General features: G+C 44.3%; 12 protein-coding genes. All 12 read left to right on the top strand.

Annotation, left to right across the window (positions count from 1 at the left end):
* The first annotated feature begins 38 nt into the window (after window positions 1-38).
* The gene (locus WC639_02320) at window positions 39-5,402 is read left to right on the top strand and encodes an IPT/TIG domain-containing protein (protein MFA6306611.1); all 5,364 of its coding nucleotides are present in this window, start codon (window positions 39-41) and stop codon (window positions 5,400-5,402) included.
* 34 nt (window positions 5,403-5,436) lie between these two features.
* Window positions 5,437-6,090 carry a hypothetical protein gene (locus WC639_02315; GenBank protein MFA6306610.1) on the top strand — a complete coding sequence of 218 codons (654 nt, stop codon included), beginning with the start codon at window positions 5,437-5,439 and terminating at the stop codon, window positions 6,088-6,090.
* 15 nt (window positions 6,091-6,105) lie between these two features.
* Entirely contained in the window at window positions 6,106-7,152 is a 1,047-nt protein-coding gene (locus WC639_02310) for a hypothetical protein (protein ID MFA6306609.1), read from the top strand.
* A gap of 9 nt (window positions 7,153-7,161) precedes the next feature.
* Window positions 7,162-7,617, top strand: a complete 456-nt coding sequence (gene ybeY / locus WC639_02305) for an rRNA maturation RNase YbeY (protein ID MFA6306608.1) — start codon at window positions 7,162-7,164, stop codon at window positions 7,615-7,617.
* Window positions 7,614-7,985, top strand: coding sequence for a diacylglycerol kinase family protein (locus tag WC639_02300; protein MFA6306607.1), 372 nt, complete (start codon window positions 7,614-7,616; stop codon window positions 7,983-7,985). Before ybeY ends, WC639_02300 begins: the two co-directional genes overlap by 4 nt.
* Window positions 7,986-8,007: 22 nt before the next feature.
* The gene (locus WC639_02295) at window positions 8,008-10,881 is read left to right on the top strand and encodes a hypothetical protein (protein MFA6306606.1); all 2,874 of its coding nucleotides are present in this window, start codon (window positions 8,008-8,010) and stop codon (window positions 10,879-10,881) included.
* Window positions 10,865-11,518: a hypothetical protein gene (locus WC639_02290; protein ID MFA6306605.1), complete on the top strand. Its 654-nt coding sequence runs from the start codon at window positions 10,865-10,867 to the stop codon at window positions 11,516-11,518. The genes WC639_02295 and WC639_02290 overlap by 17 nt, the downstream gene beginning before the upstream one ends.
* Window positions 11,490-11,888 (top strand): signal peptidase I, encoded by a 399-nt coding sequence (locus WC639_02285; protein ID MFA6306604.1) that lies wholly within the window; start codon window positions 11,490-11,492, stop codon window positions 11,886-11,888. The genes WC639_02290 and WC639_02285 overlap by 29 nt, the downstream gene beginning before the upstream one ends.
* Before the next feature lie 139 nt (window positions 11,889-12,027).
* Window positions 12,028-13,293: a cell division protein FtsA gene (gene ftsA, locus WC639_02280; protein MFA6306603.1), complete on the top strand. Its 1,266-nt coding sequence runs from the start codon at window positions 12,028-12,030 to the stop codon at window positions 13,291-13,293.
* A 359-nt stretch (window positions 13,294-13,652) separates the two neighbouring features.
* Window positions 13,653-14,831, top strand: coding sequence for a cell division protein FtsZ (gene ftsZ, locus WC639_02275; GenBank protein ID MFA6306602.1), 1,179 nt, complete (start codon window positions 13,653-13,655; stop codon window positions 14,829-14,831).
* 304 nt (window positions 14,832-15,135) lie between these two features.
* On the top strand, window positions 15,136-16,785 hold the full coding sequence (locus WC639_02270; protein MFA6306601.1) for a hypothetical protein: 1,650 nt from the start codon (window positions 15,136-15,138) through the stop codon (window positions 16,783-16,785).
* 153 nt (window positions 16,786-16,938) lie between these two features.
* A partial coding sequence (locus WC639_02265; protein MFA6306600.1) for a hypothetical protein occupies window positions 16,939-17,120 on the top strand: 182 nt, incomplete at its 3' end.

Genomic DNA, 17,120 nt, shown 5'->3' with positions numbered 1-17,120 from the left:
CGGCTTCGGGAATGACAAAAATGGCGCTCGCAATGACAATGAAAATTAGAATAAAAAAATTATTATTTTTTATCTGTTTACTTGCAGCTATCTTTACTGTGGCTGATTTCGTTTTGGCCGCTACCGGGCCGGAAGTCGGCTTAAACTACGCCGAAGGCACGGGCTTAAGCGCGGCTAACGACCCGCGCGTTATCGCGGCCAATATAATTAGAATATTTTTGGGTTTTTTAGGCATTATCGCCGTGGGCTTGATAATTTACGCTGGCTGGCTATGGATGACGGCCGCGGGCGAAGCGGATAAAATTGAAAAAGCCAAGAAAATATTAATCGGCGCGGTTATCGGCTTGGTGATTTGCTTAGCTTCGTTCGCTATCGCCAGCTTTGTTTTAAATCGTTTATTAAATGCTACCGGCGGAGACGGCACGACTAACACTGGCGGCGGAGGCGTAGTGCCTCCGGGCGGCGGCGGTTTGCCGGGAGAAGGGGATCCTTGCTTAACTGATTTGCAAGATATGAGTTGCGCGTTCGGCCGATGCGCCACGGGTTTTAATTGTTCAAGCATTGATTGTATCTGCAGAAGGATTACCCAGCCTTTAGAAGGCGAGAGCTGCGACGTTGATGCTAATCTGCCCGACTGCCAAGCCGGCGACTGCGCCAATAATTTAGTTTGTTCGTCCAGTGATAATTGCACTTGCATTAAAACGCCCTTAATCGCCTGGGTGAGCCCGATTGACGCTTCTTCAACGCCTAACGGCGCGGTTGGTAATTTTATTACCATCGGCGGCGGATATTTCGGCACCACGACCGGACAAGTAATTTTTATGGGCGATCCTAATAATCCTGCTGACGATAAAATTGCCGGTTTTCCCAATCAAGTTAATCCATTATGTTCTAGTTTCTGGCAAGATAACCAAATTATCGCCGTGGTGCCCGCTGGAGCGGTTAGCGGGCCGATTAAAGTAATTGACAGCAGAAATTATTATGACACCACGGATAATAACCGCGGCGCGCATATTAATGATTTTTCAGTCAATAATATTCACCGTCCGGGCATCTGCTTAGTTGATCCGGCGAGCGGCGGTCTGGCTGACGCTTTTAACGTGCAAGGCACGGCTTTTAACCTTTCCCCTCATTCGGTTTTTTTCGGCAGTAGCGCCAGTCCGATAGCGGCCAATGATATTGCCAACTGGACCAATACTTCGGTTGACGCCACCGTGCCTAATATCAGAGACGGCAGGAATTCGGTCTTTGTCCAAACAAACAACATTAATTCCAATGATCTTATTTTTACCATAATAAATAACGCGGATACCAATCCGGCCATTGATTATATTGAGCCGGATAATGGCCCGGCCGGCCAGTACATAACCATTTATGGCCGTAATTTTAAAATATATAACGCGCAAAAAAGTTCGGTGAAATTTTATTTACCGGCCGATCAAAGCAATAAAATTAACGCGGACATTGATTTTCCCGAGCCTTGCCGTAATAATTGGTGGCATAATACTTATATCGTGGTTAAAGTGCCGGAAGTAAATAATTTAGGCGATTATAAAGTTGAAGTTACTAATTCTGACGATAAAGTAAGTTTGCCGGCCGATTTTACCATTAATGACGAGGCGCTTAATCCCGGCCTTTGTCTGTTAAACCCGAATAACGGTCCGGTCGGCTGGCCGGTAACCGCTAACGGCGAAAGATTCGGCGCTAATCAGGGAAGCGGCCGCGCCCAGTATTTTAATAATAAGGACGCGTCCATAACAAGTTGGACCGATCAGAAAGTTGATAATAACGTGCCGATTGATTCGGTTAATGGTCCGTTTAGAATAATTAATAATCAAGGCTATCTTAGCAATCCTTTGCCATTTCGCGTGGGCAAGTGTTCGGCTAATTCCGAATGCGAATTAGGCGAAGAATGCTGCGGCGGTGGAACTTACTGGTCAGGCATCTGCCGCGCGGCCGGCACTTGCGCCCAGGGAGCGCCCGGAGGCTGCGGTTTTGGCTGGACGTTTTCCACCGTGGCCGGAGATTGTTTAATCGGCCAAGAAAAATGTGATATACCTAATGCTCCGCCGGGCAGTCCGGTTACCTTTAACTGCTGCGCCCCCAACCAATGCAATCACCTTACCGGCCAATGCGATAGCTGTCCGCCCAATCAGCCGGATCAATGTAGCGGTGATTTAGAGTGCTGTTCAACCGGCGGCTGCCGAGATTTGGATAATGACGGCTATGATGAATGCACTGACGGCGAAGCTTGCTCAAGCTACGGCTTAAGCCAATGCTCTTCAAGCTATTTCTGCCCGAATTCGCCGGGAAAATGTTCAACTTACGCCGGCGGTGAAATCAGTCAAACCGGTACTTGCGACCATAGCTGTAATAATTTTAATGTTTGCCAAACTAATTTATGTATCTATCGGTCGGCGATTGATAAGTGCGTTAAAAAGGCTCAATCTAATCGCCCCTTCTTCGTTAGGCTCCAAACCTGCGCTCTGCCTAAAGTTGTTAATTATACGCTTAGCGGAGTTCCGGCCACTGCCACGGCTGATTGTCTGGCTTATAATAATCAAAATAGATGGATTATAGAAATTAGCACTTCTTGCCCGGCCGGCTGGACCAGTATTTCCGGCGGCCGCTGCGTGGAAAATAATACGACTTGTTCGGCTTGCGCTACGGGTTTTAAATGCCTTAAAGAAACGGCCGCCGCGGTTAATGGCGTTTGCGCGGTTGAGCAGAGCCTGTGCCCGGTCGGTTCGGTTTGCGGCAATGATGATAAATGTGTGAAGAATGATGACGCCAGCTGCGAATGCTGCTGCCGCATCGGCCATGACAGCGAGGATTGCTGCTCGCCTTTAAAGTGCGAAGGCGAATGCGGCAGCGACATAACCGCCAATACCAACACTTATGGCCATTGCTCCGGCTGCGCCAGCGCGGGTACGACTCAAGCCGAGCATAACGAGGCCTGCAATTGTTCGGGAACCAGCGGCAAATTCTGTTTAATTGATACGGCTAATCCGTCCGGCATTTGCCAAGACTGCGCCCAGATCAGCGACGCGGCGGTTTGCAGCGGCCTGGGCGCGGGCGCCTGCTGTGTTGACGCGGAAAAGAATAATGCTTGCCGCGGCGGCGAAGCGCCGTATGCCGCCGGCCTGCCGGCCTATAATTACTGCGCTTATTATGAATGCAATACCGGCAGCTGTTCTAATACGGCCGTGGCTTCTTCCAGCTCGCCGAATTATAAGACTTTAACTGAATGTAATAATAAATGCCGGCCAGTAGCTCAATTCGGCAATACTTGTTTTAGTAGCGCCACCACAACGCAGAGCTGCGATATTAATAAATGCGTCGGCTTTGCTTGTATCAATGAAAACGGCGACGGGCCGGCGGCTCCGAATTGCGGCACTTGCTGCTGCGATCCTTTGGCCGCGCCGGATAGCTGTAGAACTTTAAACCCTCTTTTAACTTGTAAACCTAACCAAGAGCCTTGTTCGGGCGATAAGCGCGGGTTATGCTGCGGCTGTTCCAGAGACAATGAATGCGGCGATGCTAACGCGGTTGGCTGCGGCTATGATACTTGCTGTCATGCCAGGCCGAGCGTGATTGAGACTATGCCGGCTGGCGGCGCCATTGATGTTTGCCGCAACAGCCTGATAAAAGCCACTTTTGATCAGCCCATGCAAATAAGCACTTTTAACGGCAATATTATCGTGGCCGGAGAATATGGCTCTGACCAATGCCCGGCCAATACTAAATATCTAACCGCGGCTTATAAACCGAGCTTGCTGGCCAGATTAACCAGCTGGCTGGCTGGCCTGCCGATATTAAATAAGATTTTCATTAATCAAGCCCAGGCTTTAACCGGAAATTTTTGCGCTGTCTCCGGGCTGGCTGGCGGCTATGTTACGGCTGATGAAAAAACCGTGCTGGAATTTAAACTGCAAAAAGTTTTAGAGGCCAATAGAAAATATTATGTTATAATCAAAGGCGACTCTGATATTGCCGACGCTATGAATAATGGAGTTTTAAGCCAGGCGGGCATAGGCTTGAAATCAACTAATGAAGAAACTTTCAACGGCGTTAATTTTAAAGGAAAAATTTGGTCGTTTACCGCTAAGCCTAATACCGCGGCCAATAACGGAATTTGCTTAGTTAATTATGTTAATATTAATCCGTCAGGCTATTTATTTACCACGGCAATTAACGATTCGGCCGATGATAATTCGGCTAATGCCGCTTATGATACCATAAGAGACGGCGATAAAGTTTTCCGCGCTACGGCATATTACGCGGCCAATCAGCCGATCATGCCGATTGAAAATGTTTATAATTGGCGCTGGGATTGGACTATAGACGATAAATCGGTGGTGAAGTTTAAAAATGGGGAAAACGCGCTTGACGATAATCCGGCTCAAACGCTGGTGGCGCAAAACGTTAAAGAAGCCAATACTTTGCTTCATGCCAAAACCACTATTACGCAGGATGAAATCAGTAAATTATCAACCGTCGGGCAGTTTAAAGAAAAAGAGGCTGAAATTTATGTCTTTTTATGTTCTAATCCTTGGCCGCCTTTTAAAGCTGATGGTAGCTGGGAGCCGTGGCGCGATGCGTCTGTTAACTGCACTGTCACGGCCGGCGGTTGTTCTGACGCTAATTTTGAATTATATTATTGCCGCGATACGGAAGGAGCCGGCACCATAGATGATTTACCGCCTATTTTAAGCGATACGACCGTAATCCGCGGTTCATCAGCCGAGCAAAATATTTTAAAAGAGTTTTATTTCTTTAGAGAAGACACGCCGGACATTGCTTCAGGCCTAGCCACGACGACTAATGACGCGATTAAGCAGGGCGGCAAGGCCGGCTTGACTTGGCAGGCTATCGCCGTACCGCCCGATCAAATTTTTGATAAATATTTAATTTATTATGGCGTTAAATCCGGCAGTTACAGCCAATCAATTTCCGCCGCTTTGCCGGGCACGGCCGCCAATCCGGCGATAGTCGGCAATTTAACCAATGGGGTAAAATATTATTTCGCGGTTACGGCTAAATATAAGAGCGGAGCCGAGAGCAGTTATTCCAACGAGACTACGGCGGTTCCGGCCGATGTTTGGGCGCCGCAAACTCCGCAAGGCTTAGCCGGTACGGCTACTACCACTAAAGCCACTTTAAGCTGGACGGCCAATACGGACGATACGGCGATTTATAAAATTTATTACGGCGCCGAGAGCGGTTCTTTGGGCGCGGCGGTTAATTTGGAAAAAAATAAATGTTCGGCCGCTACCGGGCAATGTGAGATTACCATCAGTAATTTAACCGCCGGAGTTACTTATTATTTCGCGGTTAGCGCTTTAGACCTTAAAGCCAACGAAAGCAACAAATCCGCGGAAATTAATTTAACAATATTATAATTTATTAATTGGGGGCAGTCCCCGAAATAACTTTATGTTTGACGAATTGGATAAAAACGCGGCATCCGGCAGCGGCGTTCGGCCGGCCGGTCAGACGCCGCCTAAAACCGAAGACATTTTTTCCGAAGTGGACAAAATCGTTAAGCCCGAAGCGCTTAGGCCGAGAGATATTAATTTACCGCCGGCTATCGGGACCGTCATCCCGGCGGAAGATGGCTGGCTAAAAAATAAGAAAATAATTTTCGGCTTGATACTAGGCGTTTTAATTATTGTCTTCGGCGGCGGCTATCTTGGCTTAAGGTTAATGGCTAAAAAAACCGCTCCGGCTAATCTGGAGGTAAACAAAGAAGTTAATAATGATCAGCTTACGCCCGAAGTTACGGCGCCGGCTACGGGAGAAATTAATAATGCCGCTAATCAGCTAAATCAGCCGATAGTTGCCCAGCCGGTCGATAGCGATTCTGACGGTTTGACCGACGAAGAAGAAGTTGGCCTTGGAATTAATTCTAATAATCCTGATAGCGATTCTGACGGTTTGACCGACCGCGAAGAAGTAAAAGTTTATAAAACCGATCCTTTGAAGGCTGATACGGACGGAGACGGCTTTAAGGACGGAGCCGAAGTTAAAAATAACTATAATCCCAACGGCCAAGGCAGGTTGTATGAAATAGATAAATCAATAAAATAAATCAGCCATTACAATATGTTTAATTTTTTTAGAAAAAACAAATCAGGGCAAACTGAAGCAATCAAGGAAGAAATTCAAGGTCCGGCGCTAAAAGAGCCGGTTAAAGCCGATAATATAGCTATTCATGTCATGCCCGAGCGTTTTCGCAATCAGCCGGTTAAAAAGGACAGTGCTAAAACTACCGGCTTAGTAATAATTATCGGCGGAGCCGTAGTTTTACTGATAGCTTCGGCCGGCTTGTATTATTTTTTATTTAGAAAGCCAAGCGTAGTTATTACCCAAGAGCCGTCTTTAACCGCGGAAAATAATCAGCCGACAGAGGCGAGCCAGGCCGGGGAAAAAACCGAGAAAAAACCTGAAGCCTCGAGCGCTCTAACCGCCACCGGCACGGAAATAACAACTTTGCCTCTTGGCGGAGAGACCGCGACTACGACCATAGCCACGACGACTCCGGAAATTGCGTCCGGGGAAGAGGGTCTTAGTTTGCGCGTTGGCGCGGACGGCGATAATGACGGCTTAACCGATATGGAAGAAATTCTTTTAAATGCCAGCGCGATTGTGCCTGATACCGACGGCGACGGCTATACGGACGGCTCTGAACTTATAAATTTATATAATCCGGCCGGCGCGGGGAAATTAACCGCTAACTCCAATATTTCGCTTTATGAGAATAAGACTTTCTCTTATGATTTGCTTTATCCTACGACTTGGCAAACCAGCGTTAACGGCGGAGACGATTCGCTGATGTTTAAAACCGGCGACAATCAATTCGTGCAGGTTATCGTCCAGCCTAACGTTGATAAGCAGGCGCTTGACGCTTGGTACATGGAGCAGCTCGGCGTTTTAACCATTAATGAAACCGACCGGGTAAGCGGCTCTAACCTGCCTACCGGACAGGCAGGTTGGCAGGGGATTAAAAGCCCTGACGGCTTAAACATATATTTAATTGATAAAAAACAAAATTACATATTCAGCTTAACCTATAATCCGGGCGGCGGAAATATTTTGGAGTATTTTAATATTTTTCAAATGATGGTTAAGTCGTTTAATTTAAAAGATTAAGCGGCTGATATGAAAATAGAAATTAATAATCAGACTAATTATAAAATTAATTTAAAACTAGTAAAGAAAGTCATAAGCGTTTTTGGCCGAGTTTACCCCGTTAAATCCCCGCTAAAGCGGGGTGTGAAGCAATTTAACGGGGTGAATAAAATTAAAAATAAAGAAATTTCTCTGGCTTTTATCGGCGACGCGGAAATGAAAAAATTAAATTTGACTTATCGCGGCTTAAATAAGGCGACTGATGTTTTATCGTTTATTGGCGGCGGCGATTATTTCGGAGAAATTATTATTGATTATAATCAGGTTAAAAAACAGGCTAAGCAATTTAAAAACAGCGCGGAAAAAGAATTGATTTTTATTTTAACGCATGGCTTGTTGCATCTATTGGGTTATAATGACAAAACGGAAAAACAGCGGGAGAAGATGATAAAAATAGGAGAGGAGTTTATTAAGAAGCATTTATGATAAAAATAAGCAGATTATTTAAAAGCTTCGGTTACGCTTATAAAGGATTATTTAAAACTTTCCGCGAAGAGCAGAATTTAAAAATCCAGACTTTTGTCAGTTTGGCGGTTGTAATTTTAGGATTTTATTTTTGCATCAGCCGGATTGAATGGGCGATTTTAACGCTGGTGATCTCTTTAGTTTTAGTCGCGGAAATCGCCAACAGCGCGGTTGAGCGCATTACCGATGTTTTAAAGCCGAGAATTAATACTTATGTCAAAGAGATTAAAGATATTATGGCGGCCGGAGTGTTATTAGCCTCTTTGGCCGCGATTATTACCGGCGCGATTATATTTTTTCCGTATTTTTGGGAAATTTTTAAAAAATAATTTATTTTTTAAATAAAAATTTATGTTTAGAAAAAATTCTAAAATTTCCTTTCTCTTTATTGGCGCCGTTATTTTTACCCTCGGCCTATCTATCTCTTTTCAATCTCTTTTAGCCGACTGGACCGCGCCTTTAGCCAATCCGCCAACCTGTACGTCCGGAACCGCAGGCTGTTCCGCGCCTATAAACAGCGGTTCAAATTTAGTGCAGACAATGCAAGGCGCTTTATATATTGCTAATACCGCGCCGGCAGTGTCCGGCCTAATTGTTGGGCAAGGCAACGTCGGCATCGGCACGATGGATCCGACTGAAAAATTACAAATAGGCAATTTTGCTTCAGTAGGCAGCGCGGCTCCTGATGCGATTAATTTAGGGGCAACCTATAGTTCAACGGCCGGGGCAAACCCGAAGATGATAATGTATGATGATACTATTAATGTCCTTGGATTCGGAATTTCAGGTTCACAGCTTGATTATATAGTGCCGGCAGGCGTGAGCCATGTGTTTTATGTCGGCGGGGTTGAGCAGGCAAGGCTTAATCCTGCTGGAAATTTAATTATAGGCAATAAAGTTGGGATTGGCTTATCGCCAGCCTATAAACTTGATATTCAATCAGCCGCGGCTAATGATAGGGGGATAAATGTTTTGGTCAACGCGACAACCGGTTCTAATTTCGGCATTGTTGCCCAAGCGGCCGGCGCCGGAGCGGCGCAGAATATCGGCGGATATTTTCAAGGCAACGCCGCAGCCTCTAATTATGGAGTTTATATTGACGGAACAGCCTACAACGCCAACACGTGGTCGCTTTATTCTAATAATCCCGCCAAGTCTTATTTCGCTGGCAGCGTCGGCATCGGCACGCTGGCGCCCGAGGATAAATTAGAAGTGGCCGGGAATATCAGAACAACCTGGGGTGATTATAAAATAGCCAGCAGATATCAAGACGGTTCGCAATATGAAATGGGCCTTTCCTTCACTGCCGCGACAAGGCTAATGACTATTTTCAACAGATCAAATGACAGCGGCGGTAATATTATATTTGATTGGCCGGGAAGCGTAAAAGGCAAGGTTGGTATCGGCACGGCTTCTCCCAATAAGTTACTCCATGTTTACGGCGCCAGCGGCGATAACGCGGAAATTGATATTCAGAGCGTAGCCGGAGCAAATAAGCATTGGGGCGTTTATCAAGATAGAACTACCGAGGATTTAAGATTTTGGAATAATACTCCGGCAGGCGAGAAAAATATTTTAACTTTAACTAATGAGGGGAATGTCGGCATCGGCACGGTGGCGCCAACTAGAAAACTCACAATTTACGATGGATCTGGAGCTGGAATTTTTAGTTCAGCCGGAACTAATGGCGGTTCGTATTATGTAGGCACAACTCCCGTGCTTTCCGTGTCTACTGATGGCTCTAATTCAACTGCCAGCGGAGCTTATTTAAATAACGCTCTTTTTGTGGTCGGCCGAGGCAATGGGATAAGCGGTCCGTTAGAACAATTATTCAGAGTAAATTTAAGCGGCAATGTCGGCATCGGCACGGCGAATCCGGGACAAAAACTTACCGTGAATGGCACAATTGAATCAACAAGCGGAGGCATAAAATTTCCCGATGGAACAACGCAGGCAACGGCGGGAGGCTCTATTTCTTGCCCTGCTTGCGGAGGAACTTGCTGGGCGACAAACTTGCTTACTCAGTCTACTGGTTCAGTTGCTTGCGATACCTGCGCTCAAACGGGGTATTATAGAATGTGTACTCCTAGCGGATGGCGGCAGACAGAGACAACATATTGCGTTACACCGAATGTGGCATGTCCTCCACCTATGAGCACCCCCTACCTCTTCACTCTAACCAAAAATGATAAGTATCTGATTGAAAATGACATAATGGGCACTTATTTCCAAAAAGATGGCATGACGATTAAAGAAGTTGAGAAGGCGTATAAAAACAATGAATTAGGCCGTTCATTTTTGCCCCAGGATATATATAGGCTTAAGTTACAGCCCAAGATTGAAGACAATCTAATTAGTCTGCAAATTAAGGAACTAGAGCCGGAAGAGAGTAATTTTGACAGAGTTCAGCTTTTCAGAGTAGTCCATGATAAAGATTCTTTGGCCTATTCGGATAATTATGATATTTACGTTTCTAAGCTAGGCGAGATTAAGCCATTTAGCTGTCTGGATGAAAAAGGCCAATCATGTCTGGAAGCTATCAGCCAAGCGGATGATAAAAGAATAAGAAAAAATCCGGGCGACTATATTGTCTTAAAGTTTAAAGTGGATGATTTGGCTTTAAAGCCTTTCCTATCCATAACCTCCTGGGAGAGTAATTTTGTGCCTAAATTAATTACCAGCCCGCTTGAGGAAGGTTATCCGGCTTCAATAATGTTAACAAGTTATCTGGACAAAACAGGACAATGGGCTAAAGCCGGCCAGGATTTTCATCCCAGAGCCATAAAAAGCAATGAGTTTAGTAAGGTGGATCTTAGCAGTTTTATAGACAAAAACGGCATTATTACTTTAAAGCTTGGCTGGACAGCCATCCATAGCCTGGACAAAATAAACCTAACAACTTCTGAAGACGAGCCATTTAAGACCGAGGAACTGCAACTGACCAAAGCGCTTAACTCAAGAGACGGGGACGTAACCTCTAAACTTCTGAAACAAGACTATAATTATGCCCATATTATCAGAGGAGGTTCAATCAATCTGACTTTTAAGTCCGATGAGCTGAAACTGGACAAAGATCAAGTTGTTGATTATTTCTTCCTGTCCCAAGGCTTTTACCACGGCCTCCGAACTTATCTCTATCCGGAAGTTGACAGCACCGACAGCTATGTAAAGGAAGTCAATAATTATATCAAGGAGTTGAACGAATATAATGGAAAGAAAGAATAAAAAATTAAATCTGGCTTTTTTCGCCCTGCTGATTGTTTTAGCCTTGGTGTTTGTTATCGCGAAAAATAAGCAAAGTGATTTTAATTCAGCTATCAGTTCTAAATTCACGGAGCAAAAATTAAGCTTCTCCTACTTTGCCAAAAACGGTAAAAGTGATTTTAAGTTGATTTTAGGCGATTTAAACGGTTTGAATTTTAACACTTATAAGGTTCTAAACGGAGTTGTCGGCAAGACGTTTAATGGCAATAATTCCGTAATAATCGTGCCATCCATATTTAAAGAGAAAAGTTCGGTTAAAGCAGGCGAAGTTAATCAAGAAGTATTCATGAATGCCATCTCTAACAATAACGGCGTGGTGATTGTTGATAATTTTTGCACGAGCAATTGGCAAAACCCAAGTCCGGGGCCTTATGATTATACCCCGCTCTCTAAAGGAAAATTTTGCCAAAGCGAGGAAGAAACGCGGGATATTCAAAAGATTATCTCCGGTTATGCCATCAAAGAAGTTGTTATAGTTTATGATACGGATTCGTATGTATCATTTATTGATAATTTTTTGTTATTTCTGAAAGAGAATGGCATTAATTATAAATTGGTTAAGATTGAAAATGAACAGCAAATTATTAAAGAATTTTAACTGGCTTAAGCTGGAGATTGGCTTGGGGATTATTTTAGAAATAGTCTTTATCGTTTATTTTTCCTTGCCGATAATTTTTGGCGCCCCGGCTCCGATTTTACTGATTAAATCAGAATCAATGCTGCCGGTAATAGCCAAAGGAGATATCGTTGTTATTAAATCAATAGCTCAAGGCGAAGATTTAAATAATCAGATTATAGCTTTTTACGATCCTTCCCGGGGCCGGATAATCGTTCATCGGGTTATTGGCGAACAAGACGGCTGTTTTATCACCAAAGGGGATAATTCGCAAGGCATAGACTTCTTTAATCCTTGCAAAGATTATATTTTAGGCAAAGCGATTTTATATTATAATCTGTATTTATTGTGAGAATTGTCGGCAATAGAGAAACTTATATTGTAAATTCAATTAGGCGATTGTTAAAAATAGAATTTTTGTGTTATAATGAGACTGTATAAATAATGTATTCATTGTCATTAAAAAGCATTTAATAAAAGTTGACATAATTATGAAAGAAAATATTATTGCCGGCTTGGATATCGGCTCAACGTCAGTCAGGCTGGTAGTCGGCCAAAGAAAGGCCAATGAGTCAGGCGAACAATTGCAAATTTTAGGCGCGGTTACCGTGTCGGCCCAAGGCATAAACCGGGGCGCGGTTAACAGCATTGAAGACGCGACTTCGGCGATTTCGTCCTGCCTGGAAAAAGCCGAAAGATTAATCGGCGTGCCGGTTACCAATGTCTGGGTAGGCATAAACGGCCCGAATTTAAAATGCGAAAAAAGCCAGGGCGTGGTCGCGGTCGGCCGGAGCGATAATGAAATAACCGAGGATGACGTTAACCGGGCGGTGGAAGCCGCCCAGGCTTTATCCGTGCCGCCGAATTATGAAATCCTTCATGTCATACCGGTTAAATTTTCCGTGGATAACCAGGCAGACATAAAAGATCCGATCGGCATGACCGGCGTCAGGCTGGAAGTTGAAACTTTAATTATTCAGGGGCTAAGCAGCCAGATAAAAAATTTAACCAAAGCGATTTACCGCACCAGTTTAGAAATTGAAGATCTGGTTTTATCGCCTTTGGCCGCGGCCGAAGTCGTTATCGGCGCCAAGCAAAAAGAGCTGGGCGCGGCTTTAATCAATATCGGCTCGTCTACCACGAGTTTAGCGGTTTTTGAAGAAGGCGAACTGCTCCACGCCGCGGTTATTCCCATCGGCTCCGAGCATATAACCGCCGACGTGGCTATCGGCTTAAGGTGCCCGATTAATTTAGCCGAAAGAATTAAGCTTGAATACGGCTCGGCTAAGAGCGATAAATTTACGAAAAAAGACGAAGTGGACGCGAGCGACCTAGCTAAAGAAGAAAATATTTCCGAAGACAGCATGGTGATTTCTAAAAAATACGTGGCGGAAATCATTGAAGCCCGGGTTGAAGAAATTTTTGAAAAAATTGACAATGAATTAAAAAAGATAGACCGTAGCGGGATGTTGCCGGCCGGAGTTTTCTTAATTGGCGGCGGCGCTAAATTAAATGATTTGGTGGAGGTGGCGAAAAATAAATTGCGTTTGCCCGCCTGCTTAGGCTCTAACCAAAATATTTCTTTAGCCATTGATAAAGTTAATGATGTTAATTATCTGACCGCCTTAGGACTCGTCGCCTGGGGCAACCAGTTAACCAAGCGCAAAAAGACTTCAAGAATAAGCTGGCCGACCGGCGGCGCGGCCGGTAAAGGGCTGGAGCAAGTTAAAGAATGGTTTAAGTCGCTGATACCGTAAATTTTTAGCTGGCGGTTGGGTTAAATTCATAAAATTTTCTACTGCGGAACTCGCTCGAGATTACTCGAGCTCAAACAGTCCTCGCCCCGTTAAATCCCTGCGGGAGGCGAAGCCTATTTAACGGGGCGAGCACGAAAATTTTATAAATTTCACCCAACCTGAATACTGCTGGTCAAGTGTATAAATCTTTTATACAGTTTGCAAAAAGTCCATAAAACCGTTTGGCAAACAAGGGCTTGATATATTTTTTATTATAGGTTAATATTGTAATAGAGAATTATGAATAATGGAGGATAAAATATGTAAGCGGTGGATATAAAATTCATAATTCGTAATTTATAATTCGTAATTTTATTAATATGGCTGAAGTAAAACCAGTCGTGGAAACATTTGCTAAAATAAAAGTCATCGGCGTCGGCGGTTCGGGCGGCAGCGCGGTTAACCGCATGATTGATTCCGGCATCAGAGGAGTTGAGTTTATCGCGGTTAATACCGATGTTCAGGCTCTTCATTATAATAAAGCTTCAAAAAAAATACATATCGGGAAAACCATAACTCGCGGCTTAGGCGCGGGCATGAATCCGGAATTGGGCAAGCGTTCGGCCGAAGAAGCGCAAAATGAAATTCGCGACATGCTAAAAGACGCGGATATGGTTTTTGTCACTTGCGGGCTGGGCGGCGGAACCGGTACGGGAGCTTCGCCTTCTATTGCCGAGATCGCCCGAGACTTAGGCGCTTTAACCGTAGCGGTCGTAACTAAGCCGTTTGCTTTTGAAGGCGCGCAAAGAAAAAATATCGCCGAGCGCGGCTTATCCGAGCTGGCCGATAAAGTGGATACCATAATTACCATTCCTAATGATAAGCTTTTACAGGTGATTGATAAAAAAACTTCGCTCTTGGACGCTTTTATGGTGGTTGACGAAGTACTGCGCCAGGGCGTTCAGGGCATTTCCGAATTAATCACCGTTCCCGGTTTAATCAACGTTGATTTCGCGGACGTTAAAGCGGTTATGGCTAACGCCGGCTCGGCCTTAATGGGCATCGGGCAGGCTTCGGGCGAGAATAAAGCCATTGAAGCGGCTAAGGCGGCTATTAGTTCGCCGCTTCTAGAGATGTCCATAGAAGGCGCGCGCGGCATATTATTCACGATCGTCGGCGGACCGAATTTATCCATGCATGAAGTTAACGAGGCGGCTAAAGTAATTACTTCTTCGGTTGACGAAGACGCAAAAATTATTTTCGGCGCCGTAATTGATGAAAAATATAAAGATGAAATTAAAATAACCGTGGTGGCGACCGGTTTTGACGGCCGCCGCGTCGGCGTTAGCGAAGTTATTTCTTCGGATAGAATTTATACGCCTAATCCTTATATTACCGCGGAAGAGGATAAAGAAAATAAAGAGCAGATGACTAAAAAGAAAAGCAAGATTTCTCCTTTAAAGCAGGCGCAATCGGAGCCGGCGCAGAAAAAGAGCGCCGAGGCCGAAGAAGAAGACGAACTCGGCATTCCGGCGTTTATTCGGAAGAAGATGATGTAAAATCTTTGAAAACTTTTTACAAAAAAGTTTTCAATACTTTCAAAAATTAAAGGTATTTTAAAAAATTTTATAGCGAGCAAAGCTCTACGGCCATAAAATTTTTTAAAATAAATATTATTTGTCATTGCGGACTTGATCTCGTCATCGCTACGCGAGATCTGGCGAAGCCACGACAATCCATTTCCTTATATATTAAGCACCCCGAAAGGGGTGTTTTTTGTATTTTAGAGTAAAGTTGAAATATTAGCCGATAAATGGTAAGGTAAAATTACAAAAAATAAATTTTATTATTAATTATAAATTTATGTTTTCAAACAAAATTGTTATTATTTTACTTAGTGTTTTTTTATTGGCCGGAGCGGTATTTTTAGGCTTTTTAAGCTGGCAAAACATAGCCGAGAAACAGAAACCGCAGGTGAGCATTGAGGCAAATCCCGGGTATTTAACCGAGCCTAAAAATACCAATATAATCGGCGTGCCTCCCGCAAGACCGATTGAAGAAGTAAAGCCAGACGGAGAGATTGAATGGCTGGCCGAACCGGTAAAACTGGAAGATTTAAAATTAGTTGACTACGCGGCCGATGCGACCGGCATGCCGCCGATAGAATATTATAAAGTCGCGAATATCAATGGCGGAGGAGAAATCATTAATGAATTCATCCAACCGCAAAATCCGTCAGGCAAACAAGTTATCCGCTTTAAAAAAACTTCAGACGGAAAATATTCGCTGATTAATAAAAATTCCGAGTTTGAGGGCAACGATTTTAAAAGCAACGTACCGATTGACAGGGAAACTGATATAAGCTCTTTAAACGCGCCGGCGAAAATTTTAATCAACGGCATAAATTTCAGCGAGAAAGATTGGTATGGTAAAGTTCCGCTCCAGTGGGATAAATTAATTAAAATCGGAACAACCGCGAGCGGAGATTTTTTCAAAAAATTAACCGCGGAAAATTATAATCTGGCAGCTATAGAATATGTATTAAAATTGCCGGATTCTACCGCCGTATATTATGATATGCCTTATGATTTTTTAGCCGCCGATAATTCTTTAATCGCGAATTTTAATGAGGAAAATAAAGAATTTAAAGAAAAAAAATTCAGTTCCACGATTATCCCGGGCTGTTCCGGTTTTTCCGCCTTTATATCAGAAATTAATTTAGCCAATAGTTTATATCCAATCGGCGCGACAATGTCAGGCAGTATATTATATGCCCCGAAAGATACTGCCGGCGAATTATTCAAAGCGGTTTATGATGGATATAAAATCGGGCGAGAGGCGAGCGAGCCTGATTTATTGTCTTATGAAGCCATCGTCGCTAAAAAGCCGGTGGTGGTTTGGCGGGATTTGCTCGGCGATTACCATATTTTTTACGACAGCGTTTATTCGCCCGCGGCTGAATGCGGCAAACCGGTGATTTATTTATATCCGGAAACTAAAACAGAAATAAAAGTGCAAGTCGGCGCCGAGGTAAGAATCAGCGAACCGAATTATGGCGTCGGTTGGAAGGTGGCCGCTTATCCTGACGGAAAAATTATTAATTCTGACGGCGCGGTTTATGAAAATTTATATTGGGAAGGCAAAGGCAGAGGATATTATCCGCGGATTACGGAAGGGCGAATAGTTAAGCAAGCTGATATTGAAGCCGAGCTGCGAAGCGATTTGGCCGCGCTTGGCTTAAATGAAAAAGAGTCGGCTGATTTTATGGATTTTTGGCTGCCCCTTATGCCTAATACTTCTTATATACGCTTAACCTGGTTGGATACGGCCGAGATGAATAATTTAGCGCCGCTAGCCATATCGCCGTGGCCGGATACGGTTAAGCGCGTCTTCTTGGATTTTGCCGGGCAAAATACGGCGGCCACTGATTTAGCGCCGCAGCAGCTTCAAGGCTTTGAAAGAATTGGTTTTACGGTGGTTGAGTGGGGCGGGTTGCTGCTGGGAGACAAATAATATTTGAATTATGTTAGTTATATAACAGTTGTAGCTCCGCGAGTAACAGCAAATTTTCTACTGCGGAACTCGTCCGCCCGCTGGCGGGCTCAAACAGTCCTCGCACGAAAATTTGCCATTACCCGCGGAGCTGTTTGATTTAAGAAGCATAATATGAAAATAGACAGGCTAATTTTAGTAATTGCCTCTATAATTGCTTTAGCTTCGGTCGCGATATATTTTTCGGCCGCGGGCATAAAAAGTAAAAATATTTTTTTGGTTTTTCGCGCGCGGCCCGAAAGCGTTCCGCTGGCGGCCGTGATGCCGCATCATGACTTGGTAAAAGATGTTAGGCG

Source organism: Patescibacteria group bacterium, assembly GCA_041662965.1.
GTDB lineage: Bacteria > Patescibacteriota > Patescibacteriia > Patescibacteriales > GWC2-42-12 > JACPHD01.
This window is presented reverse-complemented; position numbering and strand designations above follow the sequence as displayed.